This is a genomic window from Amycolatopsis sp. NPDC006131, assembly GCF_040614175.1.
Lineage (GTDB): Bacteria > Actinomycetota > Actinomycetes > Mycobacteriales > Pseudonocardiaceae > Amycolatopsis_E > Amycolatopsis_E tucumanensis.
This window is the reverse complement of sequence record NZ_JBEXTX010000037.1, coordinates 14,236-37,413: the sequence shown is the minus strand read 5'-3', so window position 1 is coordinate 37,413 and position 23,178 is coordinate 14,236. Positions and strand designations below refer to the sequence as shown.

Sequence of the window (23,178 nt, the reverse complement as noted above, 5' to 3'; positions counted from 1 at the left end):
ACCCGACCTACCTACTCTGGAGTGTTATGAGTTCGGACGAGGCACGGACCGAGGACGCCGGCTTCCCGGAGCCGCCTGCCGCGGACCCGGCGGCCGGGGACAAGCTGGGCCGGTACCTGGTGCTGGGCACGGCCGCGCTGGCCGCGGCGGCGCTGATCGTGGCCGGGATCTTCGGCGTCCAGTGGTGGGTCGCCTCCGCCGACGACAACCTGGACCTGGCCCAGGCCCGCGACGACGTGGTCAAGGCGGGCACCACGGCGGTCAAGGCGTACACCGAGCTGGACTACACCAACCCGGACGCCTACTTCGCGCAGCAGAAGGCCGTGTCGACCCAGGAGCTGGTCGACCAGATCACCGCGAGCGAGCAGAACTACCGCCAGGCGATGGCCGACGCCAAGACCAAGGTGACCACCACGGTGCAGGACATCGGCGTGGAGGAGCTGGACCTGCACGGCGGGAAGGCGAGCTTCCTGGCCGCGATCAGCACGCTGGTCACCAAGGAGGGCGCGCAGCCCGCCGCCAAGCCGTTGCGGCTGGAGGTGCAGATGACCCGGGTCGGCGACGAGTGGAAGGTGTCCGGGATCGGGTCGGTGCCGCTCGTGAGCGGGCAGTAGCCGTCGCCCCAGGCGTACGAGGAGAGGACCAGTCATGCCACCGTCTCGCCGGCAGCCGCCGCCGGTGCGCCGCCGCCCCAAGGTCGCGGGCGCCGGGATCCGGCGCCCCTCGCCGAGGCCCCGCGACGAGGAGTACACCGAGACCGACGAGGTCAGCGCGCCCGAGGTCGAGGAGGCTTCGGCGCCGGCCGAGCCCGCTTCGGCTGAGCCCGCATCGGTTGAGCCCGCATCGGTTGAGGCTGAGGAAGCCCCGGCCGAGCCCCGGCGGCCGAGCCCGCGGCCGAAGGCCCGCGACGCGGGGGAGCCGAAGCCGGAGAGCTACGCCGAGGCCGAGGCCGCCGCGGCGGAGGAGGAGCCCGCGGAGCCCGGCCCGCGGCGCAAGACCAGCCCGTACGTCCTGGCCGGAGCGCTGTTCGGCCTGGCGCTGGTGCTGGCCGGGTTCGCGGTGTGGTTCAAGATCGAGGGCAACCGGGTCGACGCGATGACCTCGAACACCGCCCTGCTGGACACCGCTCGTACCGCGGACGTCAGCAAGGCCGCGTCGAACGCCGTGGAGTCGCTGTTCTCCTACGACTTCAACAACATCGCGAAGACCCAGGACGCGGCCAAGGACCTGCTCCTCAACGACGAGGTGAAGGCCACGTACAACCGCATCTTCGGCGAGGTCGAGCGGCTGGCCCCGCAGCAGAAGATCGTGGTCACGGTGAAGGCGACCCGCAGCGCGGTGATCATGCTGGACGGGGACCGCGCGAAGGTCATGGTGTTCGTCGACCAGACCTCGACGCGCACGGACCAGAACCAGACCGCGAGCGGCAGTGCCCAGTTGTGGCTGAACATGCAGTACGTGGACGGGAAGTGGAAGGTCTCGGCGCTCGACACGTACGCGGCAGACCAGCCGACGCCCACGCCGGCGCCGTCCAGCGCGCCCCCGGCGTCGCCGGCGCCGTCCCGCTGACCCAACGGCACCACGGCCCGCCGAGCCCCCGGCCCGGCGGGCCGTTCCGCTGTCCGGGCGAGGCCGGCCCGCCGGCGGCAGGGCGCGCGACTGGCCGGTGGCGGCGGTGGCGGTGCCCCCGATGCCCGCCCCGCCGCGGCGCGGCTCGGTGAACCGTGCTGCTTCCTGAGGGGGCTGGTCCGGCGGCGGCAGGCCGGCGGTGCCGCCCCCGCTGTCCGCCGGACCGAGGCGCGGCTCGGTGCGCCATTCCGCTGTCCAGGCGAGGCCGGCCCGGCGCGACCTGCCGCCGGACGGGGCGCCGCCGCTCCGCCTGAGCCCGGCTCGGGCGGGGAGTCCGCGGCAGAGCGCGCAACCGGGCACCAGAAGAAGCCGCCGCCCCCAGAGGTAGGCACATCAGGCGCGCCCACCCCGTCGCCAGCCCACCCGGGGCGCGACGCGACACCCTCCGGCACGTGAAGCGCGCCACTAAAACCAGCCGCGATCGGTCCTCCACGGCGGCCGGATCGGGGCCGCCGCGCCGCTCCGCGGGGCCCCGCCACAACACCCGAGGACGATCTTGGACCGGCGTGAGCCGAGCCGCAACCCCTGGTGACCACAACCGTCCCAGCGCGCCTCCGCGCGCACGAATCCCCAGGTCGAAGCCGTGTACGGACCGCGATGGCGTTGCGCCAACCGGCGGGTTCGCCGCGTGGCATCTTGACTCTTCGGCGCCGGGGGTTCACGCTTATCGCCAACGGCAGCGCCCTGCGGGAGGGTCTGCCGGGAGGCGATGCCTGAGGACGTCGTGATCGAGGTGCGGGCCCCATCGAGAGGCCCCCTCGACAGAACGCGTCGTTCGGGCTAGACTGCTTCTTTGCGCTGCCCTCTTTCAGGCTGCCCGGAGACGGAAGCTAGGATAGTGGGCACACGGCACCCTTGACAGTCGCTTTAGCTGTTGCTAACGCGGCTGCGCACCGCTCATTGTCCCCGGAAGGACGCATCTTGGCAGTCTCTCCCGCGAACCAGGCCACTGCTGCGACCACCTCGGCTGTAACGGAGCCGAACCCGACGGGAATTCCCGGAGCCCCCAAGCGGGTCTCGTTCGCGAAGATCCGCGAGCCCCTCCCCACCCCCAACCTGCTGGACGTGCAGATCCAGTCCTTCCAGTGGTTCACCGGTGACGAGAAGTGGTTCGAGCGCCGCGTGAACGAGGGCGAGGAGAACCCCGTCGGCGGCCTCGAAGAGGTCCTCAACGAGATCTCGCCGATCGAGGACTTCTCCGGTTCGATGTCCCTGTCCTTCTCCGACCCGCGCTTCGACGAGGTCAAGGCCTCCGTCGAGGAGTGCAAGGACAAGGACATGACGTACGCGGCCCCGCTGTTCGTGACCGCCGAGTTCGTCAACAACAACACCGGCGAGATCAAGTCCCAGACGGTCTTCATGGGCGACTTCCCCGTGATGACCGAGAAGGGCACCTTCATCATCAACGGCACCGAGCGTGTCGTGGTGTCCCAGCTGGTCCGGTCGCCCGGTGTCTACTTCGACACCAGCGTCGACAAGACCACCGACAAGGACGTCTTCAGCGTCAAGATCATCCCGAGCCGCGGCGCGTGGCTCGAGTTCGACGTGGACAAGCGCGACACCGTCGGCGTCCGCATCGACCGCAAGCGCCGCCAGCCGGTGACCGTGCTGCTGAAGGCCCTCGGCTGGACCACCGAGCAGATCCGCGAGCGGTTCCACTTCTCGGAGACCCTGCTCGCGACGCTCGAGAAGGACCACACGGCAGGCACCGACGAGGCGCTGCTCGACATCTACCGCAAGCTGCGCCCGGGCGAGCCGCCGACCAAGGAGAGCGCCCAGACGCTCCTGGAGAACCTGTTCTTCAAGGAGAAGCGCTACGACCTGGCCAAGGTCGGCCGCTACAAGCTGAACAAGAAGCTGGGCCTGAACCTGCCGTACGAGACCGGCACCCTCACCGAAGAGGACATCGTTTCGACCATCGAGTACCTGGTCCGCCTGCACGCCGGCGAGACCAAGATGGGCGAGGGCGAGAACGAGGTCCCGGTCGAGGTCGACGACATCGACCACTTCGGCAACCGCCGCATCCGCACCGTGGGCGAGCTGATCCAGAACCAGATCCGGGTCGGCCTGTCCCGCATGGAGCGCGTCGTCCGCGAGCGGATGACCACGCAGGACGTCGAGGCGATCACGCCGCAGACCCTGATCAACATCCGCCCGGTCGTGGCGGCGATCAAGGAGTTCTTCGGCACCTCGCAGCTGTCGCAGTTCATGGACCAGAACAACCCGCTGTCGGGCCTGACCCACAAGCGCCGCCTCAACGCGCTTGGCCCGGGTGGTCTGTCCCGTGAGCGCGCCGGCATGGAGGTCCGCGACGTCCACCCGTCGCACTACGGCCGCATGTGCCCGATCGAGACGCCGGAAGGCCCGAACATCGGCCTGATCGGCTCGCTGTGCTCCTACGCGCGGGTCAACCCGTTCGGTTTCATCGAGACGCCGTACCGGAAGGTCGTCGAGGGCCGGGTCACCGACCAGGTCGACTACCTGACCGCCGACGAGGAGGACCGCTACGTCAAGGCGCAGGCCAACGCGCCGCTGACCGAGGACGGTCACTTCGCCGAGGCCCAGGTCCTTGGCCGACGCAAGGGCGGCGAGGTCGAGCTGCTCGACCCGCTGGAGATCGACTACATGGACGTGTCGCCGCGTCAGATGGTGTCGGTCGCCACCGCGATGATCCCGTTCCTCGAGCACGACGACGCCAACCGCGCGCTGATGGGCGCCAACATGCAGCGCCAGGCCGTGCCGCTGCTGCGCGCCGAGTCGCCGCTGGTCGGCACCGGCATGGAGCTGCGTGCCGCGGTCGACGCCGGTGACGTGCTCGTCGCCGAGCAGGCCGGTGTCGTCGAGGAGCTCTCGGCCGACCTCGTGACGGTCATGCACGACGACGGCACCCGCAAGAGCTACGGACTGCACAAGTTCCGCCGCACCAACGCGGGCACCTGCTTCAACCACCGCCCGATCGTGTCGGAGGGCGACCGCGTCGAGGCCGGCCAGGTCATCGCCGACGGCCCGTCCACCGACCAGGGCGAGATGGCGCTCGGCAAGAACCTGCTCGTGGCGATCATGCCGTGGGAGGGCCACAACTACGAGGACGCGATCATCCTCTCCGAGCGCCTGGTGCAGGACGACGTGCTCACCTCGATCCACATCGAGGAGCACGAGATCGACGCCCGCGACACCAAGCTCGGCGCCGAGGAGATCACCCGGGACATCCCGAACGTCTCCGAGGAGGTCCTGGCGGACCTGGACGAGCGCGGCATCGTGCGCATCGGCGCGGAGGTCCGCGACGGCGACATCCTGGTCGGGAAGGTCACGCCGAAGGGCGAGACCGAGCTGACCCCGGAGGAGCGCCTGCTCCGCGCGATCTTCGGCGAGAAGGCCCGCGAGGTCCGCGACACGTCGCTGAAGGTGCCGCACGGCGAGACCGGCAAGGTCATCGGCGTCCGCGTGTTCTCCCGCGAGGAGGACGACGAGCTGCCCCCGGGCGTGAACGAGCTCGTCCGCGTCTACGTCGCGCAGAAGCGGAAGATCCAGCCGGGTGACAAGCTCGCCGGCCGCCACGGCAACAAGGGTGTCATCGGCAAGATCCTGCCGGTCGAGGACATGCCGTTCATGGAGGACGGCACCCCGGTCGACATCATCCTGAACACCCACGGTGTGCCGCGACGGATGAACATCGGCCAGATCCTCGAGCTGCACCTGGGCTGGCTCGCCTCGCAGGGCTGGAAGATCGAGGGCAACCCGGAGTGGGCGCAGAACCTCTCCGAGGAGCTCTACGACGTCGAGCCCGGCACGAACACCGCGACCCCGGTGTTCGACGGCGCGCAGGAAGAGGAGCTCACCGGCCTGCTCGCGTCGACCCGGCCCAACCGGGACGGCGAGCGCATGGTCAAGGAGAACGGCAAGGCGACGCTGCTGGACGGCCGTTCCGGCGAGCCGTTCCCGTACCCGGTGGCCGTCGGCTACATGTACATCCTCAAGCTGCACCACCTGGTGGACGACAAGATCCACGCCCGCTCCACCGGCCCGTACTCGATGATCACCCAGCAGCCGCTGGGTGGTAAGGCGCAGTTCGGTGGCCAGCGCTTCGGTGAGATGGAGTGCTGGGCGATGCAGGCCTACGGCGCGGCCTACACGCTGCAGGAGCTGCTGACGATCAAGTCGGACGACGTGGTCGGCCGCGTGAAGGTGTACGAGGCGATCGTCAAGGGCGAGAACATCCCCGACCCGGGCATCCCGGAGTCGTTCAAGGTTCTCCTCAAGGAGCTGCAGTCGCTCTGCCTGAACGTGGAGGTCCTCTCCAGCGACGGCGCGGCGATCGAGATGCGCGACTCCGACGACGAGGACCTGGAGCGCGCCGCCGCCAACCTCGGCATCAACCTGTCCCGCAACGAGTCGCCCTCGGTGGACGACGTCGTGCAATGACGTAGCGACCGGGAGCGGGGCCACCTCCCGCGGCCCCGCTCCCGGTAGCCGACTCCTCTAGCCGAATCAACCCCAAAGGGGATGCAACGACGTGCTGGACGTCAACTTCTTCGATGAGCTCCGGATCGGCCTGGCGACCGCCGATGACATCCGTCAGTGGTCCTTCGGCGAGGTCAAGAAGCCGGAGACCATCAACTACCGCACCCTGAAGCCGGAGAAGGACGGGCTCTTCTGCGAGAAGATCTTCGGCCCCACCCGGGACTGGGAGTGCTACTGCGGTAAGTACAAGCGGGTCCGCTTCAAGGGCATCATCTGCGAGCGCTGTGGCGTCGAGGTGACCCGCGCCAAGGTGCGCCGTGAGCGGATGGGCCACATCGAGCTGGCCGCGCCCGTCACGCACATCTGGTACTTCAAGGGTGTTCCCTCGCGCCTGGGCTACCTGCTCGACCTGGCGCCGAAGGACCTCGAGAAGATCATCTACTTCGCGGCCTACGTGATCACCGGTGTGAACACCGAGCTGCGGCACAACGACCTGCCGACGCTGGAGAACGAGATCAGCGTCGAGCGGAAGAACATCGAGGCGAAGCGCGACGCCGACATCGAGGCGCGCGCGCAGAAGCTCGAGGCCGACCTCGCCCAGCTCGAGGCCGAAGGCGCCAAGTCCGACGTGCGCCGGAAGGTCAAGGAGGGCGGCGAGCGGGAGATGAAGCAGCTCCGCGACCGCGCCCAGCGCGAGCTGGACCGGCTCGAGGAGATCTGGACCACCTTCACCAAGCTCGAGCCGCGTCAGCTGATCGCGGACGAGACCCTGTACCGCGAGCTGTACGACCGCTACGGCGAGTACTTCACCGGCGGCATGGGCGCGGAGGCCATCCAGAAGCTGGCCACCGAGTTCGACGTCAACGCCGAGGCCGAGAAGCTGCGCGACACCATCCGCAACGGCAAGGGGCAGAAGAAGCTCCGCGCCCTGAAGCGGCTCAAGGTCGTCGCGGCCTTCCAGGCCACCGGCAACGACCCGCGCGGCATGGTCCTCGACGCGGTCCCGGTGATCCCGCCGGACCTGCGCCCGATGGTGCAGCTCGACGGTGGCCGCTTCGCCACCTCGGACCTCAACGACCTGTACCGCCGGGTCATCAACCGGAACAACCGCCTCAAGCGGCTGATCGACCTCGGCGCGCCCGAGATCATCGTCAACAACGAGAAGCGGATGCTGCAGGAGGCCGTCGACGCGCTGTTCGACAACGGCCGCCGCGGCCGTCCGGTCACCGGTCCGGGCAACCGGCCGCTGAAGTCGCTGTCCGACCTGCTCAAGGGCAAGCAGGGCCGGTTCCGCCAGAACCTGCTCGGCAAGCGCGTCGACTACTCGGGCCGTTCGGTCATCATCGTCGGCCCGCAGCTGAAGCTGCACCAGTGCGGTCTGCCCAAGGACATGGCGCTGGAGCTGTTCAAGCCGTTCGTCATGAAGCGGCTGGTCGACCTGAACCACGCGCAGAACATCAAGTCCGCGAAGCGGATGGTGGAGCGGGCCCGCCCGCAGGTGTGGGACGTGCTGGAAGAGGTCATCACCGGTCACCCGGTGCTCCTCAACCGTGCGCCGACCCTGCACCGGCTGGGCATCCAGGCCTTCGAGCCGCAGCTGGTCGAGGGCAAGGCCATCCAGCTGCACCCGCTGGTCTGCGAGGCGTTCAACGCGGACTTCGACGGTGACCAGATGGCGGTGCACCTGCCGCTGTCGGCCGAGGCGCAGGCCGAGGCCCGGATCCTGATGCTGTCGGCGAACAACATCCTGTCGCCGGCGTCGGGCCGCCCGCTGGCCATGCCGCGTCTGGACATGGTCACCGGCCTGTTCCACCTGACCCGTCTCGACGAGAACGCGGTCGGCGCAGGCCAGGCGTTCAGCTCGCCGGCCGAGGCCATCATGGCCTTCGACCGCAAGACGCTGGGCCTGCACGCGCCGATCAAGATCCGCGTCAAGGACCGTCAGCCGAACAAGGCCCAGGTCGCCGAGCTCACCGAGAAGGGCTGGGAGCCCGGTCAGCCGTGGCTGGCCGAGACCACCCTGGGCCGGGTGCTGTTCAACGACCTGCTGCCTGCGGACTACCCGTTCATCAACGAGCCGCTGCCGAAGAAGCGCCAGGCGGCGATCGTGAACGACCTCGCCGAGCGGTACTCGATGACGCAGGTCGCGCAGGTCCTGGACCGGCTCAAGGACGCCGGCTTCTACTGGGCCACCCGCTCGGGTGTCACGGTGTCGATGTTCGACGTCATCGTGCCGCCGGAGAAGAAGGAGATCCTCGACCGGTACGAGGCCAAGGCCGCGCAGGTGGAGAAGCGCTACCAGCGTGGTCAGCTCTCGCACGCCGAGCGCAACAACGAGCTGGTCAAGGTGTGGACCCAGGCGACCGACGAGGTCGCGGAGATCATGGAGGACGCCTTCCCCGAGGACAACCCGATCTCGATGATCGTGAAGTCCGGGGCGGCGGGCAACATGACCCAGGTCCGGTCGCTGGCCGGTATGCGTGGTCTGGTGTCGAACCCGAAGGGTGAGTACATCCCGCGGCCGATCAAGTCGAACTTCCGCGAGGGCCTGTCGGTGGCGGAGTACTTCATCGCCACCCACGGTGCGCGGAAGGGTCTGGCCGACACCGCGCTGCGGACCGCCGACTCGGGTTACCTGACCCGTCGTCTGGTGGACGTGTCGCAGGACGTCATCGTCCGGGAGACCGACTGCGGCACCAGCCGCGGCGTGACCCGGCCGATCGGCGAGAAGCAGCCGGACGGCACCGTGCTGCGCGGCGCGCACGTGGAGACCAGCGTGTACGCCCGGACGCTCGCCCAGGACGTCACCGACGAGCAGGGCAACGTCGTGCTCAACGCGGGCGACGACCTGTCCGACCCGGCCATGGAGAAGCTGATCGCCTTCGGCGTCACCAAGGTCAAGGTCCGCTCGGTGCTGACCTGCGAGTCGGCCGTCGGTGTCTGCGCGATGTGCTACGGCCGCTCGATGGCGACCGGCAAGCTGGTCGACGTGGGTGAGGCCGTCGGTATCGTCGCCGCCCAGTCGATCGGTGAGCCGGGCACGCAGCTGACGATGCGTACCTTCCACCAGGGTGGTGTCGCCGGTGACGACATCACGACCGGTCTGCCCCGTGTCACCGAGCTGTTCGAGGCCCGGGTCCCGAAGGGCAAGGCGCCGATCGCCGACGTCGATGGCCGCGTGCGCATCGAGGAGAGCGAGCGGTTCTGGAAGATCACGCTCATCCCGGACGACGGTGGCGAGGAGATCGTCTTCGACAAGCTGTCGAAGCGTCAGCGCCTGGCCAACACGCCGAACGGGCCGCTGCAGGACGGCGACCACGTGAACGTCGGCCAGCTGCTGCTCGAGGGCACGCCGGACCCGCACGAGGTGCTGCGTGTCATGGGCCCGCGCGAGGCGCAGATGCACCTCGTCGAAGAGGTCCAGAAGGTGTACCGGGCCCAGGGTGTGTCGATCCACGACAAGCACATCGAGGTCATCGTCCGGCAGATGCTGCGCCGGGTGACGATCATCGACTCCGGTTCGACGGACTTCCTGCCGGGCGAGCTGCCCGAGCGGACCAAGTTCGAGAGCACGAACCGGTCGGTCGTGGCCGAGGGCGGCGAGCCGGCCTCGGGCCGCCCGGTGCTGATGGGTATCACGAAGGCCTCGCTGACCACGGACTCGTGGCTGTCGGCGGCGTCGTTCCAGGAGACCACGCGTGTCCTGACCGACGCGGCGATCAACGGCCGCAGCGACAAGCTCGTGGGCCTCAAGGAGAACGTGATCATCGGTAAGCTGATCCCGGCGGGCACCGGCATCAACCGGTACCGGAACATCCAGGTGCAGCCGACGGAAGAGGCCCGGGTGGCGGCGTACGCCATCCCGTCCTACGACGACGGCTACTACACTCCGGACGTCTTCGGCACCGGCACCGGCGCCGCGGTTCCGCTGGACGACTACGACTTCGGTCGCGACTTCCGCTGACCTGAGTTGTCCCGAAGCCCCCGGCTCCCTTCGCGGAGCCGGGGGCTTCGTCGTGTCCGCGGCGGGGCGCGGAGGTAGCGTGAGGCGCGAGTTCACACGAGCGACACGAGGAGGGCGCTGTGAACGCAGAGCAGACCCCGGAGGAGGCGCCGTCGAGAGGGCGGCACGCAGCGCCCGAGGGCGCCCCGACGCACCCGGCGATCGACCTGTCGAGGGACCCCAACCCGGGCAAGCCGGACCACGCCAAGCCCGACGAGGACGACTAGGTCTTTGCACGTGAAAGGGGCCCCAGGCGCGTGCCTGGGGCCCCTTTTCGCGCGGCTCAGAAGTCGAGCTTGCCGCTGATCTCGGCGTCGTCCATGTCCGGATCCCCAGCGACGCCCCGCCGCTCGACGGCGTCCTTGAACGGCTGAACGGTCTCGCTGGCCGCCTTGGCGGTGCCCGCCAGGTCCGGGACCTTGATCTCCTCGCCGCGTCCGTCCTTCGCGACGTTGTCGTAGGTCGAGAACACCTTCTCCTTGGCGGCCTCGACCGCCGAGTCCCGGATCGTCTTGCCTGCCCGCTCGCGGATCGCGCCGCCGAGGGTCTCGGTGCCGTCCTTGAGCTTGCCGACGAGTTCGTCGCCGAGCTTCTCGGTCAGCGTGCCGTCGACGAGCTTGCCGACCCGGCTGTCCGCGGTGCCCAGGCCGTCGGCGAGCTTCCGGAACCCGGGGATCTTCGCCAGGAACGCCTGGATCCTGCCGATGAGCTCGTTGAGCTTGTCGATGATCTGCTTGAGCCTGAGGACCCAGCGGTTGGCCTTCATGGTCTCCGTGCCCGCTCGCACGGCGGTGGCTCCCGTCGCCACGGTGAGCGAGCCGCCGAACGTGACGGTGGACGCCGCGAGCGCGGCGAGCCAGGTCACGATCAGCCACTCCACGAAGTCGCTGATGATGCTGGTGATCACGTCCTTGATCACGCTCATCACGGCCGAGCTGACCGCGAGCAGTGTCGCGATCTCGCCGGTGGCGCCCGCGGTGCCCTTGAGCCCGTCCCGGAACTCCGCCAACCGTTCGCCCGCCGCCGCGGCAGCGGGGCCCTCCCAGCCGGCGAGGCCCTCGACGAGCAGCTTCTCGGTGTCGGCGCACAGCCGCTCGATGTCCCCGCCCAGCGCGTTGAAGGCGTCCGCGCCTGCCTGCAGTGCCTCGGGATCGCCGGTGACCAGTTCGAGCGCCTCGTTGAGCGGCTCGATCCAGCTGATCAGGAAGCTCACGCCGTTGGAGATCAGCCAGCCCAGCGGGTCGGACACGATGCCGGTGATGGTGCCGGCCGCCTCGTCCACGAAGCTCGTGGCGGCACTGAGCGTCTGGAAGCCCTCACTCGCCAGCGTATGAAGGTCGCCGTCCTCCATCGCCTGCCGGAGCTTGGACGTGGCGTCGAACGCCTGCTCGCCCTTGTCGTAGAGCTGTCCCGCCGGGGTATCCGCGAAGCGCTCCAGGTTCGCTTCGGCGTCGTACTCGCCGGCGATGTCGCCGAGGTGGCTGACCAGCGCCTCTTCGTTGGTGGGCACGTCAGACCACCCCCTCGGCTGCGTCGTCGAGGTCTTCGCCGATGTCCCGGAACGCGGCGACTACGCCGTCGTCCATGGCGGCGTACAGGTCGGCCGCCTTCGTCAGCTTCGCGCCGATCGCCTGGTAGCCCTCGGCCATCTGGGCCAGGTGGTCCTTCAGCTGGCCCAGCATGTCCCGGTAGACGGTGTGCACGACGGGCTGCCCGAGCAGACCCCACGACACCGGCGGCACATCGGCGTCCTGCAGCTGCTGCTGCAACGCGCTGACCTGCGAAGTCTGCGCCGCCGCCGCGGCGGCCGTCTTGCGCAGCGCTCCGACGTCGACCGAGAAGCCCCCGCTCACCGGCGCTCACCCTCGTCGAACGGGTCCAGGAAGTCGTCGTCCTCGGCGGGCCTGCGGCGGACCTCCGGGCGGGCCGGCCGGGACGGCTGCTGCTCGGCCAGGAAGTCCTCCTCGGCGAAGTCCGCGCCCTGGTCGATGGGCCGCTGCGGCACCACCGGGCGCTCGTCCGCAACCGTCGCCTTCAGCGCGGCCACGCTGGTGCCGAACGCCTCCGCCTGGGTCTGCAGCACCTGCTCCAGCACGTTGCTGGACGGCCCGAGCGCGTCCTGCACGATCGCGGCCTGCCGGCGCGCCGCCGCGGCCACCGCCTCGTGGATCGTCGCCGTGATGGTCGACGACAGCTGGATCGCGCTGCCCTGCAGCGCCTCCTCGCTCACCCGCACCGACTGCACGCTCCCGCCCGGCCCAGCGACGACCGTCACGGCCCGGTCGGGGGAGGACACGGTGACCGACAACTCGCCGATCTCGTCCTTCATCCGGGTGAACGCGGCCTGCCGCTGCTCACCCTGCTGCTTCAGCTCGTCGATCCGGCGCAGCTTCTGCTGCAGCTGCTCGACGAGGTCGCCGTGGCTGCCGTACGCCATGCAGGTCCCTCCCCGTGGTGAATTGCGCACCTTCGGTATCGGATCATGCACCACACGTGTGTGCGGCGGGCGCGCTTCCGGGCAACTCACCGATTCGATTGATCACTTTTCGCCACGCGGGAATTCCGCCGCCAATTCCGGCGTTGTAACACTCGCCGAAGATGCCCCCCGACCTGCTCGAACGCGCAGGCCGACGGTGTCCCGACAGTTGGCGGAAGGGTCCTGCGAGGCCGTCTTTCCGCTAGACTCGCCACACCACCTTCTCGCCGGAGCCGGGGTGTGAGCCCGTTAGGGACCCCCGATGCCACCGCCTGCCACAAGGGCGGGTATCTTTGACGACTGTGCCCGGCATGCGTCGGGCCGCTCTGCGTGCTTTTCGGCCAAGCGGGGATGCTCCGGCATCGTGGCGACGGCCGCGGCGAAGCGGAGCTCCACGGAAATCCGAGGGAACGTTAGCGGTCGAGAGACCCAGACGCGGGCCGACACGCCCGACCTCGGGGGCCGGGGAGACCAAGACGGAACAAGCAAGACGCGACAGAAGGCTGGTCCATTGCCCACGATCCAGCAGCTGGTCCGCAAGGGCCGCCAGGACAAGGCTGCCAAGCAGAAGACCGCGGCCCTCAAGGGGAGTCCGCAGCGGCGTGGCGTGTGCACCCGCGTGTACACCACGACGCCCAAGAAGCCGAACTCGGCGCTGCGCAAGGTCGCGCGTGTCAAGCTGACCAGCGGCATCGAGGTCACCGCCTACATCCCGGGCGAGGGCCACAACCTGCAGGAGCACTCGATGGTGCTCGTGCGCGGTGGTCGTGTGAAGGACCTGCCCGGCGTTCGCTACAAGATCATCCGCGGTTCGCTCGACACCCAGGGTGTGAAGAACCGCAAGCAGGCGCGCAGCCGGTACGGCGCGAAGAAGGAGAAGAGCTAATGCCCCGCAAGGGTCCGGCCCCGAAGCGGCCGCTGATCTCCGACCCGGTCTACGGTTCTCCGCTGGTCACGCAGCTGATCAACAAGGTGCTGACCGACGGCAAGCGCTCGCTGGCCGAGCGCATCGTCTACGGCGCGCTGGAAGGCGCCCGTGAGAAGACCGGCACGGATCCCGTCGTCACGCTGAAGCGTGCGCTGGACAACGTGAAGCCGAGCATCGAGGTGAAGAGCCGCCGCGTCGGTGGTGCCACCTACCAGGTGCCGATCGAGGTCAAGCCGGGCCGCTCGACGACCCTTGCGCTGCGGTGGATCGTCAGCTTCTCCCGCGCCCGCCGCGAGAAGACCATGATCGAGCGCCTGCAGAACGAGCTGCTCGATGCGAGCAACGGCCTCGGGGCCAGCGTGAAGCGCCGCGAGGACACCCACAAGATGGCCGAGTCCAACAAGGCGTTCGCCCACTACCGGTGGTGAACGTAGCCCGGCTGCCGAGACAAGCCAGGCCGGGCCCCAAGCTTCGAGACAGGGGAACAGTGCAGTGGCACGCGACGTGCTGACCGACCTGAACAAGGTCCGCAACATCGGCATCATGGCTCACATCGACGCCGGTAAGACCACCACCACCGAGCGGATCCTGTTCTACACCGGGATCAACTACAAGATCGGCGAGGTGCACGACGGCGCCGCGACGATGGACTGGATGGAGGAGGAGCAGAAGCGGGGTATCACCATCACCTCGGCTGCCACCACCACCTTCTGGGCCGACCACCAGATCAACATCATCGACACCCCCGGCCACGTCGACTTCACCGTCGAGGTGGAGCGTTCGCTGCGGGTGCTCGACGGTGCCGTTGCCGTCTTCGACGGCAAGGAGGGTGTCGAGCCCCAGTCCGAGCAGGTCTGGCGCCAGGCCGACAAGTACGAGGTCCCGCGCATCTGCTTCGTCAACAAGATGGACAAGCTGGGCGCGGACTTCTACTTCACCGTCCGCACCATCGAGGAGCGCCTCGGTGCGCGCCCGCTGGTCATCCAGCTGCCGATCGGCGCCGAGAGCGACTTCCAGGGCGTCATCGACCTGGTCCGCATGAAGGCGCTGACCTGGCGGGGCGAGGTCAAGAAGGGCGAGGACTACGAGGTCGAGGACATCCCGGCCGACCTCGCCGACAAGGCCGCCGAGTACCGCGACAAGCTGATCGAGGCCGTCGCGGAGACCGACGACGCCCTGATGGAGAAGTACTTCGGCGGCGAGGAGCTGTCCGAGGCCGACATCAAGGCCGGCATCCGCAAGCTGACGGTCGCCCGCGAGGCGTACCCGGTGCTGTGCGGCTCCGCGTTCAAGAACAAGGGCGTGCAGCCCATGCTGGACGCGGTGATCGACTACCTGCCGTCGCCGCTGGACGTCCCCGCCGTCGAGGGCACCCTCACCGACGGTGAGACCGCCGCGTCGCGGAAGCCGTCGGTCGACGAGCCGTTCGCGGCTCTCGCGTTCAAGATCGCCGCGCACCCGTTCTTCGGCAAGCTGACCTACGTCCGGGTGTACTCGGGCAAGGTCGCCGCCGGCGCGCAGGTCATCAACTCGACCAAGGAGCGCAAGGAGCGCATCGGGAAGCTCTTCCAGATGCACTCCAACAAGGAGAACCCGGTCGACGAGGCCCAGGCCGGCCACATCTACGCGGTCATCGGCCTGAAGGACACCACGACCGGTGACACCCTGTGCGACCCGCAGAACCCGATCGTCCTCGAGTCGATGACCTTCCCGGAGCCGGTCATCAAGGTGGCCATCGAGCCCAAGACGAAGGCCGACCAGGAGAAGCTGTCGACCGCGATCCAGAAGCTGGCCGAGGAGGACCCCACCTTCCAGGTCCAGCTGGACGAGGAGACCGGTCAGACGATCATCGCGGGCATGGGCGAGCTGCACCTCGAGGTGCTGGTCAACCGCATGAAGTCCGACTACAAGGTCGAGGCGAACATCGGTAAGCCGCAGGTCGCCTACCGCGAGACGATCCGCCGCACGGTCGAGAAGTACGAGTACACGCACAAGAAGCAGACCGGTGGTTCTGGTCAGTTCGCGCGCGTGATCATCAAGCTGGAGCCGCTGTCCACTGGCGACGGCGCCCTCTACGAGTTCGACAACAAGGTCACCGGTGGCCGCGTGCCGCGCGAGTACATCCCGTCGGTGGACGCCGGTGCCCAGGACGCCATGCAGTACGGTGTCCTCGCCGGTTACCCGCTGGTCGGGCTGAAGGTGACCCTGTTGGACGGCGCTTACCACGAGGTCGACTCGTCGGAAATGGCCTTCAAGATCGCCGGTTCCATGGCGCTCAAGGAGGCCGCGCGCCAGGCCAGCCCGGTTCTGCTCGAGCCGGTCATGGCCGTCGAGGTGACCACCCCCGAGGACTACATGGGTGACGTCATCGGCGACCTCAACTCTCGCCGTGGCCAGATCCAGGCCATGGACGAGCGGGCAGGCACCCGAGTCGTGAAGGCACTGGTTCCGCTGTCCGAGATGTTCGGGTACGTCGGCGACCTGCGGTCTCGTACCCAGGGTCGGGCGAACTACTCGATGACGTTCGACTCCTACGCCGAGGTTCCCTCGAACGTCGCGAAGGAGATCATCGCGAAGGCGACGGGGGAGTAAACCCCTCCGCACCCAACGCGGGCGCGCACAGGGGCCTCCCCTAGGGTCCGCACAACCGACCAGATCGATCGCCGTTCGGCTGCCACGCCGTCCGGTGAAGCAAAAGCAAGAGTCCAGGAGGACATTCCAGTGGCGAAGGCGAAGTTCGAGCGGAGCAAGCCGCACGTCAACATCGGGACCATCGGTCACGTCGACCACGGCAAGACCACGCTGACCGCGGCGATCACCAAGGTTCTGCACGACAAGTACCCGGAGCTCAACGAGTCCCGGGCGTTCGACCAGATCGACAACGCGCCGGAAGAGAAGCAGCGCGGCATCACGATCAACATCTCGCACGTCGAGTACCAGACCGAGAAGCGTCACTACGCCCACGTGGACGCCCCCGGTCACGCGGACTACATCAAGAACATGATCACCGGTGCCGCCCAGATGGACGGCGCGATCCTGGTGGTCGCCGCGACCGACGGCCCGATGCCGCAGACCCGTGAGCACGTGCTGCTCGCCCGCCAGGTCGGCGTGCCCTACATCGTGGTGGCCCTGAACAAGGCCGACATGGTGGACGACGAGGAGATCCTCGAGCTGGTCGAGCTGGAGGTCCGCGAGCTGCTGTCCTCGCAGGAGTTCCCCGGCGACGACGCCCCCGTGGTCAAGGTCTCCGGCCTCAAGGCCCTCGAGGGCGACGCCAAGTGGGCCGAGTCGGTTCTCGAGCTCATGCAGGCCGTCGACGACAACGTGCCGGACCCGGTGCGTGACCTCGACAAGCCGTTCCTGATGCCGATCGAGGACGTCTTCACCATCACCGGCCGCGGCACCGTCGTGACCGGTCGCGTGGAGCGCGGCCAGATCAACGTCAACGAAGAGGTCGAGATCGTGGGTATCCGCGAGAAGTCGACCAAGACCACCGTCACCGGTGTCGAGATGTTCCGCAAGCTGCTCGACTCGGGCCAGGCCGGTGACAACGTCGGTCTGCTGCTCCGCGGCATCAAGCGCGAGGACGTCGAGCGCGGCCAGGTCGTCGTGAAGCCCGGCACCACGACTCCGCACACGGAGTTCGAGGGCTCGGTCTACATCCTGTCCAAGGACGAGGGTGGCCGGCACACGCCGTTCTTCAACAACTACCGCCCGCAGTTCTACTTCCGCACGACCGACGTGACCGGTGTCGTCACCCTCCCCGAGGGCACCGAGATGGTCATGCCGGGTGACAACACCGAGATCAAGGTGCAGCTCATCCAGCCGGTCGCCATGGACGAGGGTCTGCGGTTCGCCATCCGTGAGGGTGGCCGGACCGTCGGCGCGGGCCAGGTCACCAAGATCATCAAGTGATTCCATCCGGCCCCGGAGTGCTTATAGCACCCCGGGGCCGGGTTGTGGAACCACGTGTGCGACACTAGTTGAGTTGCTCGTTGCGGGGCGGCCGATATCTCTAGAGAAATCGGCCGCCCCGGCGCGAGCGGCCTTGGTCCGTGGGTTTCCCAGGGGGAGACCGCGGGCGCGACAGATGGCCGGCACGGCCGTCTCGCGGTGAAGACCAACCGGCACGACGACGATCCTCCTACGGGATCAGTCTGCGCAGCGGGCGCGACACGCCCGACCGCGTGGATCGGACGCGAGGGCGTTGACGTGCGGAAACCGGCGCGAATGCGCGGGTAGAGATAGCGGCACAAGACGAAGGAACGAGCTGCGACCATGGCGGGACAGAAGATCCGCATCAGGCTCAAGGCCTACGACCACGAGGCGATCGATGCCAGCGCGCGCAAGATCGTCGAGACGGTGACGCGCACCGGCGCCTCGGTCGTCGGACCTGTGCCGCTGCCCACCGAGAAGAACGTTTACTGCGTCATCCGCTCGCCGCACAAGTACAAGGACTCGCGCGAGCACTTCGAGATGCGCACGCACAAGCGGCTGATCGACATCCTCGACCCGACGCCGAAGACGGTCGACGCGCTCATGCGCATCGACCTCCCGGCGAGCGTCGACGTCAACATCCAGTAAGCGTTGGGCGAGCGGCGGAGATAAGAGACTCATGTCTGACAGGCAAGTAAAGGGCATCCTGGGCACCAAGCTCGGCATGACCCAGGTCTTCGGCGAGGACAACCGGATCGTTCCGGTGACCGTCGTGCAGGCCGGGCCGAACGTGGTGACCCAGATCCGTACCCAGGACAACGACGGCTACCAGGCCGTGCAGCTGGCTTTCGGCGCCGTGGACCCGCGCAAGGTCAACAAGCCGGTGACCGGCCACTTCCAGAAGGCCGGCGTGACGCCGCGGCGTTACCTCGCCGAGCTGCGCACGACCGACGCCGAGAGCTACGAGGTCGGCCAGGAGATCACCGCCGAGGTGTTCCCCGCCGGCTCGCGCGTCGACGTCACGGGCACCAGCAAGGGCAAGGGCTACGCCGGTGTCATGAAGCGTCACGGCTTCAAGGGCCAGGGCGCCAGCCACGGTAACCAGGCGAAGCACCGCGCCCCCGGCTCGATCGGTGGCTGCGCCACCCCGGGCCGCGTCTTCAAGGGCCTGCGGATGGCCGGCCGCATGGGTGGCGTCAAGGTCACCACGCAGGGCCTGACCGTCCACGACGTGCGCGCCGAAGAGGGCCTGCTGCTGATCAAGGGCGCCGTTCCCGGCCCCAAGGGCAGCCTCGTCTTCGTCAAGACCGCCGCGAAGGGTGGTGCTACCGAATGACCAGCGTCGAGCTGAAGACCCCGGCCGGCAGCGCCGAGGGCACCGTCGAGCTCCCCGCCGAGATCTTCGACGTGCAGGCCAACGTGCCGCTGATGCACCAGGTCGTGGTGGCCCAGCAGGCCGCCGCGCGCCAGGGCACGCACGACACGAAGACCCGCGGCGAGGTCTCCGGTGGCGGCAAGAAGCCGTACCGCCAGAAGGGCACCGGCCGCGCCCGCCAGGGTTCGACCCGCGCCCCGCAGTTCGCCGGCGGTGGCACCGTCCACGGCCCCACGCCGCGCGACTACACCCAGCGCACCCCGAAGAAGATGAAGGCCGCCGCCCTGCGTGGCGCCCTCTCCGACCGGGCGCGCGCCGGCCAGGTGCACGTCATCACCGAGCTGGTGTCGGGCGAGAAGCCCAGCACCAAGGAGGCGAAGAAGGTCCTCGCCGCCGTGACCCAGGCCAAGCGCCTGCTGGTCGTGCTGCACCGCGAGGACGAGCAGGGCTGGCTGTCGGCCCGCAACCTGCCGAACGTGCACCTGATCAACCCCGACCAGCTCAACACCTACGACGTGCTGGTCAACGACGACGTGGTGTTCACCAAGGCCGCGTACGACGCCTTCATCGCCGGTCCCGTCAAGGGCAAGGCGGCCAAGGCTTCGGCTCGGGCCAGCGAGGTTGAAGGGAGTGAAGCGCAGTGAGCAGCGTTGCCATCCCGGACCCTCGTGACATCGTGCTCGCGCCGGTGATCTCCGAGAAGTCCTACGGGCTCCTCGAGGACCACAAGTACACGTTCGAGGTCCGGCCGGACGCCAACAAGACGCAGATCAAGATCGCCGTCGAGCAGATCTTCGGCGTCAAGGTCGTCAGCGTGAACACGCTGAACCGGCAGGGCAAGCGCAAGCGGACCCGCTACGGCTTCGGCAAGCGCAAGAACGTCAAGCGCGCCGTCGTGACGCTGTCCGCCGAGAGCAAGCCGATCGAGATCTTCGGCGGACCCGCCGCGTAAGGGACGGAAAGCTGTCATGGGTATTCGTAAGTACAAGCCGACGACTCCGGGCCGCCGTGGCTCGAGCGTGTCGGACTTCGCCGAGATCACCCGGTCCGAGCCGGAGAAGTCGCTGCTGCGCCCGCTGAGCAAGTCGGGTGGCCGCAACTCCTCGGGCAAGATCACCACCCGGCACAAGGGTGGCGGCCACAAGCGGGCCTACCGGGTCATCGACTTCCGGCGCAACGACAAGGACGGCATCCCGGCCAAGGTCGCGCACATCGAGTACGACCCCAACCGGACCGCCCGCATCGCGCTGCTGCACTACGCGGACGGCGAGAAGCGCTACATCATCGCGCCGGACAAGCTCAAGCAGGGCGACACGGTGGAAGCCGGCCCGCGCGCCGACATCAAGCCGGGCAACAACCTGCCGCTGCGCAACATCCCGGTCGGCACCGTGGTGCACGCCATCGAGCTGCGTCCCGGTGGCGGCGCGAAGATCGCCCGCTCCGCCGGCGCCCGCGTGCAGCTGGTCGCCAAGGACGGCCCGTACGCCCAGCTGCGGATGCCCTCGGGCGAGATCCGCAACGTGGACGTGCGCAACCGCGCCACCGTCGGCGAGGTCGGCAACTCCGAGCACCAGAACATCAACTGGGGCAAGGCGGGCCGCAACCGCTGGCGCGGCAAGCGCCCGACCGTCCGTGGTGTCGTCATGAACCCGGTCGACCACCCGCACGGTGGTGGTGAGGGCAAGACCTCGGGTGGTCGCCACCCGGTCAACCCGAACGGCAAGCCGGAGGGCCGCACCCGCCGCCGCAAGCCGTCCGACGCACTGATCGTCCGCCGCCGGCGTACCGGCAAGAAGCGCTGAGCAGGGAGGTAAGACAACATGCCGCGTAGCCTGAAGAAGGGCCCGTTCGTGGACGACCACCTGCTCAAGAAGGTGGACGCGCTCAACGAGTCGGGCAAGAAGACCGTGATCAAGACCTGGTCCCGCCGGTCCACGATCATCCCGGACATGCTGGGTCACACCATCGCGGTGCACGACGGCCGCAAGCACGTGCCGGTGTTCGTCAGCGAGGCCATGGTCGGCCACAAGCTTGGCGAGTTCGCTCCGACGCGGACCTTCAAGGGTCACGTCAAGGATGACCGGAAGTCGCGCCGCCGCTGAGCGGGCACACGAGAGTTAGGGAAAGCAAGCGATGACAGCCCCAGAAACCGCTCCGGCCCAGGTGGCCGTGGCGCGGGCTCGCTTCGTCCGGGACTCGCCGACGAAGGTGCGCCGGGTGATCGAGCTGATCAAGGGTCTTAGCGCCGCCGAAGCCCTCGCCGTGCTCCGGTTCTCGCCGTACGCGGCGAGCCAGCCGGTGGCGAAGGTGCTCGCCAGCGCCGTGGCCAACGCCGAGAACAACCTCAACCTGGACCCGGACACGCTGTTCGTGAAGAACGCGTACGCCGACGAGGGCCCGACCCTCAAGCGCATCCAGCCGCGCGCCCAGGGCCGTGCGTACCGGATCCGGAAGCGCACCAGCCACATCACGGTCGAGGTGGAGTCGCGTCCGGAAGCGAAGAAGAGCGGTAAGAAGAAGGCAGGTGGCCGCTAGTGGGCCAGAAGATCAACCCGCACGGCTTCCGGCTGGGGATCACCACCGACTGGAAGTCGCGCTGGTACGCCGACAAGCAGTACGCGGAGTACGTGGCCGAGGACGTCAAGATCCGCAAGCTGCTGTCCACGGGCATGGAGCGCGCCGGCATCTCCAAGGTCGAGATCGAGCGCACCCGTGACCGCGTGCGGGTCGACATCCACACCGCGCGTCCGGGCATCGTGATCGGCCGCCGCGGCGCGGAGGCCGACCGGATCCGCGGCTCGCTGGAGAAGCTGACCGGCAAGCAGGTCCAGCTGAACATCCTCGAGGTCAAGAACCCCGAGGCCGACGCGCAGCTGGTCGCCCAGAGCGTCGCCGAGCAGCTGTCCAACCGCGTGGCGTTCCGCCGCGCGATGCGCAAGGCGATCCAGACGACCATGCGCTCGTCGCAGGTCAAGGGCATCCGCGTGCAGTGCAGCGGCCGCCTCGGCGGTGCCGAGATGTCGCGGTCGGAGCACTACCGCGACGGCCGGGTCCCGCTGCACACGCTGCGCGCGGACATCGACTACGGCTTCTTCGAGGCCCGCACCACCTTCGGCCGCATCGGCGTGAAGGTGTGGATCTACAAGGGTGACCTGGTCGGCGGCCTGAAGGCCAAGGCCGAGCGGGACGCCGCGGCCGCCAACGAGCGTCCGCGCCGGGAGCGTCCGTCGCGCCCGCGCCGTTCCGGCGCCCAGGGCACGACGCCGACCTCGACCGAAGCCGGCCGCGCCGCTGCCGCCGCGAAGGCCGACACGGATGTCGCGACCAGCGAGGCGCCCGCGCAGGGTTCGCCGGACGCGGCCGAGAAGACGGAGGGCTGAGGCGTGCTCGTCCCACGCAAGGTCAAGCACCGCAAGCAGCACTCGCCGAAGCGCGCCGGTGCCGCCAAGGGCGGCACGAAGGTCACCTTCGGTGAGTACGGCATCCAGGCGCTTGAGCACCACTACGTGACCAACCGGCAGATCGAGTCCGCTCGTATCGCCATCACCCGGCACATCAAGCGTGGCGGCAAGGTCTGGATCAACATCTTCCCGGACCGCCCGCTCACCAAGAAGCCGGCCGAAACCCGCATGGGTTCCGGTAAGGGTTCGCCCGAGTGGTGGGTCGCCAACGTGAAGCCGGGCCGCGTCATGTTCGAGCTGAGCTTCCCGAACGAGGCCCAGGCTCGTGAGGCGCTGCGCCGCGCGATCCACAAGCTCCCCATGAAGTGCCGCATCGTGACCCGTGAAGGTGGTGAGTTCTGATGGCGCAGGCAGGTGTCGCCGCCGCAGAGCTGCGTGAGCTCACCAACGAGGAGCTCGTGCTGCGCCTGAAGGAAGCCAAGGAGGAGCTGTTCAACCTCCGCTTCCAGATGGCCACCGGGCAGCTGGACAACAACCGCCGCCTCCGCACCGTCCGTGCCGACATCGCTCGGATCTACACGGTGATGCGGGAGCGCGAGCTCGGCCTGTCCGTTTCCCCCGACGCCGAGAATGAAGAAGGTGCTGCCTGATGAGTGAGCAGACCCCAGAGCTCGCCGCGCAGCCGGTGCAGAGCGCCGAATCCGGTCGCAACTACCGCAAGGTCCGTGAGGGTTACGTCGTCTCGGACAAGATGGACAAGACGATCGTGGTCGAGCTCGAGGACCGCAAGAAGCACCGCCGCTACGGCAAGGTTCTCCGCTCCACCAGCAAGGTGAAGGCGCACGACGAGGAGAACACCGCCGGCATCGGTGACCGCGTGATCCTCATGGAGACCCGCCCGACCTCGGCCACCAAGCGGTGGCGGCTCGTGCGGATCGTGGAGAAGGCCAAGTAATCGGAGGCCCATCT

General features: G+C 68.4%; 23 protein-coding genes. 20 read left to right on the top strand and 3 right to left on the bottom strand.

Features of this window, described 5'->3' with window-relative positions:
* Positions 1-26: 26 nt before the first annotated feature.
* The 5 genes from ABZ215_RS20415 to ABZ215_RS20395 all read left to right on the top strand — a co-directional run bounded on the left by ABZ215_RS20415 (position 27) and on the right by ABZ215_RS20395 (position 10,320).
* Positions 27-614 carry a hypothetical protein gene (locus ABZ215_RS20415; protein WP_020417554.1) on the top strand — a complete coding sequence of 196 codons (588 nt, stop codon included), beginning with the start codon at positions 27-29 and terminating at the stop codon, positions 612-614.
* 34 nt (positions 615-648) lie between these two features.
* Positions 649-1,569 (top strand): hypothetical protein, encoded by a 921-nt coding sequence (locus ABZ215_RS20410; protein ID WP_354950787.1) that lies wholly within the window; start codon positions 649-651, stop codon positions 1,567-1,569.
* Between the two features lie 981 nt (positions 1,570-2,550).
* Positions 2,551-6,051 carry a DNA-directed RNA polymerase subunit beta gene (locus ABZ215_RS20405; protein WP_354950785.1) on the top strand — a complete coding sequence of 1,167 codons (3,501 nt, stop codon included), beginning with the start codon at positions 2,551-2,553 and terminating at the stop codon, positions 6,049-6,051.
* A 91-nt stretch (positions 6,052-6,142) separates the two neighbouring features.
* Positions 6,143-10,054: a DNA-directed RNA polymerase subunit beta' gene (locus ABZ215_RS20400; RefSeq protein WP_020417557.1), complete on the top strand. Its 3,912-nt coding sequence runs from the start codon at positions 6,143-6,145 to the stop codon at positions 10,052-10,054.
* Between the two features lie 119 nt (positions 10,055-10,173).
* Positions 10,174-10,320, top strand: a complete 147-nt coding sequence (locus tag ABZ215_RS20395; protein WP_020417558.1) for a hypothetical protein — start codon at positions 10,174-10,176, stop codon at positions 10,318-10,320.
* A 56-nt stretch (positions 10,321-10,376) separates the two neighbouring features.
* Here the strand turns inward: ABZ215_RS20395 and ABZ215_RS20390 are convergent, their stop codons facing one another.
* The 3 genes from ABZ215_RS20390 to ABZ215_RS20380 are packed head-to-tail and all read right to left on the bottom strand — an operon-like array spanning position 10,377 to position 12,530.
* The gene (locus ABZ215_RS20390; protein WP_354950783.1) at positions 10,377-11,603 is read right to left on the bottom strand and encodes a hypothetical protein; all 1,227 of its coding nucleotides are present in this window, start codon (positions 11,601-11,603) and stop codon (positions 10,377-10,379) included.
* Between the two features lies 1 nt (position 11,604).
* Positions 11,605-11,946, bottom strand: a complete 342-nt coding sequence (locus ABZ215_RS20385; RefSeq protein ID WP_354950781.1) for a hypothetical protein — start codon at positions 11,944-11,946, stop codon at positions 11,605-11,607.
* Positions 11,943-12,530 (bottom strand): YbaB/EbfC family nucleoid-associated protein, encoded by a 588-nt coding sequence (locus ABZ215_RS20380; RefSeq protein ID WP_020417561.1) that lies wholly within the window; start codon positions 12,528-12,530, stop codon positions 11,943-11,945. Before ABZ215_RS20380 ends, ABZ215_RS20385 begins: the two co-directional genes overlap by 4 nt.
* 550 nt (positions 12,531-13,080) lie before the next feature.
* Between ABZ215_RS20380 and rpsL the strand changes: the two genes are divergently transcribed.
* The 15 genes from rpsL (at position 13,081) to rpsQ (ending at position 23,164) form a co-directional block, all read left to right on the top strand.
* Complete coding sequence (gene rpsL / locus ABZ215_RS20375; RefSeq protein ID WP_003102113.1) at positions 13,081-13,455, top strand: 30S ribosomal protein S12; 375 nt, start codon at positions 13,081-13,083, stop codon at positions 13,453-13,455.
* On the top strand, positions 13,455-13,925 hold the full coding sequence (rpsG, locus tag ABZ215_RS20370) for a 30S ribosomal protein S7 (protein WP_017986602.1): 471 nt from the start codon (positions 13,455-13,457) through the stop codon (positions 13,923-13,925). The genes rpsL and rpsG overlap by 1 nt, the downstream gene beginning before the upstream one ends.
* A gap of 64 nt (positions 13,926-13,989) precedes the next feature.
* Positions 13,990-16,089, top strand: a complete 2,100-nt coding sequence (fusA, locus tag ABZ215_RS20365; protein ID WP_094003897.1) for an elongation factor G — start codon at positions 13,990-13,992, stop codon at positions 16,087-16,089.
* 129 nt (positions 16,090-16,218) lie between these two features.
* Positions 16,219-17,412, top strand: a complete 1,194-nt coding sequence (gene tuf / locus ABZ215_RS20360; RefSeq protein ID WP_017986604.1) for an elongation factor Tu — start codon at positions 16,219-16,221, stop codon at positions 17,410-17,412.
* A gap of 363 nt (positions 17,413-17,775) precedes the next feature.
* Positions 17,776-18,081 (top strand): 30S ribosomal protein S10, encoded by a 306-nt coding sequence (gene rpsJ, locus ABZ215_RS20355; protein WP_003883485.1) that lies wholly within the window; start codon positions 17,776-17,778, stop codon positions 18,079-18,081.
* A 31-nt stretch (positions 18,082-18,112) separates the two neighbouring features.
* Positions 18,113-18,769, top strand: coding sequence for a 50S ribosomal protein L3 (gene rplC / locus ABZ215_RS20350; RefSeq protein WP_017986605.1), 657 nt, complete (start codon positions 18,113-18,115; stop codon positions 18,767-18,769).
* On the top strand, positions 18,766-19,452 hold the full coding sequence (gene rplD, locus ABZ215_RS20345; protein WP_017986606.1) for a 50S ribosomal protein L4: 687 nt from the start codon (positions 18,766-18,768) through the stop codon (positions 19,450-19,452). Before rplC ends, rplD begins: the two co-directional genes overlap by 4 nt.
* Positions 19,449-19,760 carry a 50S ribosomal protein L23 gene (rplW, locus tag ABZ215_RS20340; protein WP_017986607.1) on the top strand — a complete coding sequence of 104 codons (312 nt, stop codon included), beginning with the start codon at positions 19,449-19,451 and terminating at the stop codon, positions 19,758-19,760. The genes rplD and rplW overlap by 4 nt, the downstream gene beginning before the upstream one ends.
* A gap of 16 nt (positions 19,761-19,776) precedes the next feature.
* A complete protein-coding gene (rplB, locus tag ABZ215_RS20335; protein ID WP_026153757.1) occupies positions 19,777-20,610 on the top strand; it encodes a 50S ribosomal protein L2 in 834 nt (277 codons plus the stop codon).
* 18 nt (positions 20,611-20,628) lie between these two features.
* Complete coding sequence (gene rpsS, locus ABZ215_RS20330; protein ID WP_017986609.1) at positions 20,629-20,910, top strand: 30S ribosomal protein S19; 282 nt, start codon at positions 20,629-20,631, stop codon at positions 20,908-20,910.
* Positions 20,911-20,941: 31 nt separating this feature from the next.
* Complete coding sequence (rplV, locus tag ABZ215_RS20325) at positions 20,942-21,343, top strand: 50S ribosomal protein L22 (protein WP_026153758.1); 402 nt, start codon at positions 20,942-20,944, stop codon at positions 21,341-21,343.
* A complete protein-coding gene (gene rpsC / locus ABZ215_RS20320; RefSeq protein ID WP_017986611.1) occupies positions 21,343-22,188 on the top strand; it encodes a 30S ribosomal protein S3 in 846 nt (281 codons plus the stop codon). Before rplV ends, rpsC begins: the two co-directional genes overlap by 1 nt.
* 3 nt (positions 22,189-22,191) lie before the next feature.
* Positions 22,192-22,611, top strand: a complete 420-nt coding sequence (gene rplP / locus ABZ215_RS20315) for a 50S ribosomal protein L16 (protein ID WP_017986612.1) — start codon at positions 22,192-22,194, stop codon at positions 22,609-22,611.
* A complete protein-coding gene (gene rpmC, locus ABZ215_RS20310; protein ID WP_017986613.1) occupies positions 22,611-22,859 on the top strand; it encodes a 50S ribosomal protein L29 in 249 nt (82 codons plus the stop codon). Before rplP ends, rpmC begins: the two co-directional genes overlap by 1 nt.
* Positions 22,859-23,164 (top strand): 30S ribosomal protein S17, encoded by a 306-nt coding sequence (rpsQ, locus tag ABZ215_RS20305; RefSeq protein WP_020417563.1) that lies wholly within the window; start codon positions 22,859-22,861, stop codon positions 23,162-23,164. Before rpmC ends, rpsQ begins: the two co-directional genes overlap by 1 nt.
* The last annotated feature ends 14 nt before the right edge of the window (positions 23,165-23,178 follow it).

What these genes read in the sequence shown, in the direction of transcription:
- ABZ215_RS20415 (WP_020417554.1), top strand. Translation starts at nt 27, where the DNA reads ATGAGTTCGGACGAGGCACGGACCGAGGACGCCGGCTTCCCGGAGCCG.
- ABZ215_RS20410 (WP_354950787.1), top strand. Translation starts at nt 649, where the DNA reads ATGCCACCGTCTCGCCGGCAGCCGCCGCCGGTGCGCCGCCGCCCCAAG.
- ABZ215_RS20380 (WP_020417561.1), bottom strand. Translation starts at nt 12,530, where the DNA reads ATGGCGTACGGCAGCCACGGCGACCTCGTCGAGCAGCTGCAGCAGAAG.
- rpsG (WP_017986602.1), top strand. Translation starts at nt 13,455, where the DNA reads ATGCCCCGCAAGGGTCCGGCCCCGAAGCGGCCGCTGATCTCCGACCCG.
- rpsJ (WP_003883485.1), top strand. Translation starts at nt 17,776, where the DNA reads ATGGCGGGACAGAAGATCCGCATCAGGCTCAAGGCCTACGACCACGAG.
- rplC (WP_017986605.1), top strand. Translation starts at nt 18,113, where the DNA reads ATGTCTGACAGGCAAGTAAAGGGCATCCTGGGCACCAAGCTCGGCATG.
- rplD (WP_017986606.1), top strand. Translation starts at nt 18,766, where the DNA reads ATGACCAGCGTCGAGCTGAAGACCCCGGCCGGCAGCGCCGAGGGCACC.
- rplB (WP_026153757.1), top strand. Translation starts at nt 19,777, where the DNA reads ATGGGTATTCGTAAGTACAAGCCGACGACTCCGGGCCGCCGTGGCTCG.
- rpsS (WP_017986609.1), top strand. Translation starts at nt 20,629, where the DNA reads ATGCCGCGTAGCCTGAAGAAGGGCCCGTTCGTGGACGACCACCTGCTC.
- rplV (WP_026153758.1), top strand. Translation starts at nt 20,942, where the DNA reads ATGACAGCCCCAGAAACCGCTCCGGCCCAGGTGGCCGTGGCGCGGGCT.
- rpmC (WP_017986613.1), top strand. Translation starts at nt 22,611, where the DNA reads ATGGCGCAGGCAGGTGTCGCCGCCGCAGAGCTGCGTGAGCTCACCAAC.
- rpsQ (WP_020417563.1), top strand. Translation starts at nt 22,859, where the DNA reads ATGAGTGAGCAGACCCCAGAGCTCGCCGCGCAGCCGGTGCAGAGCGCC.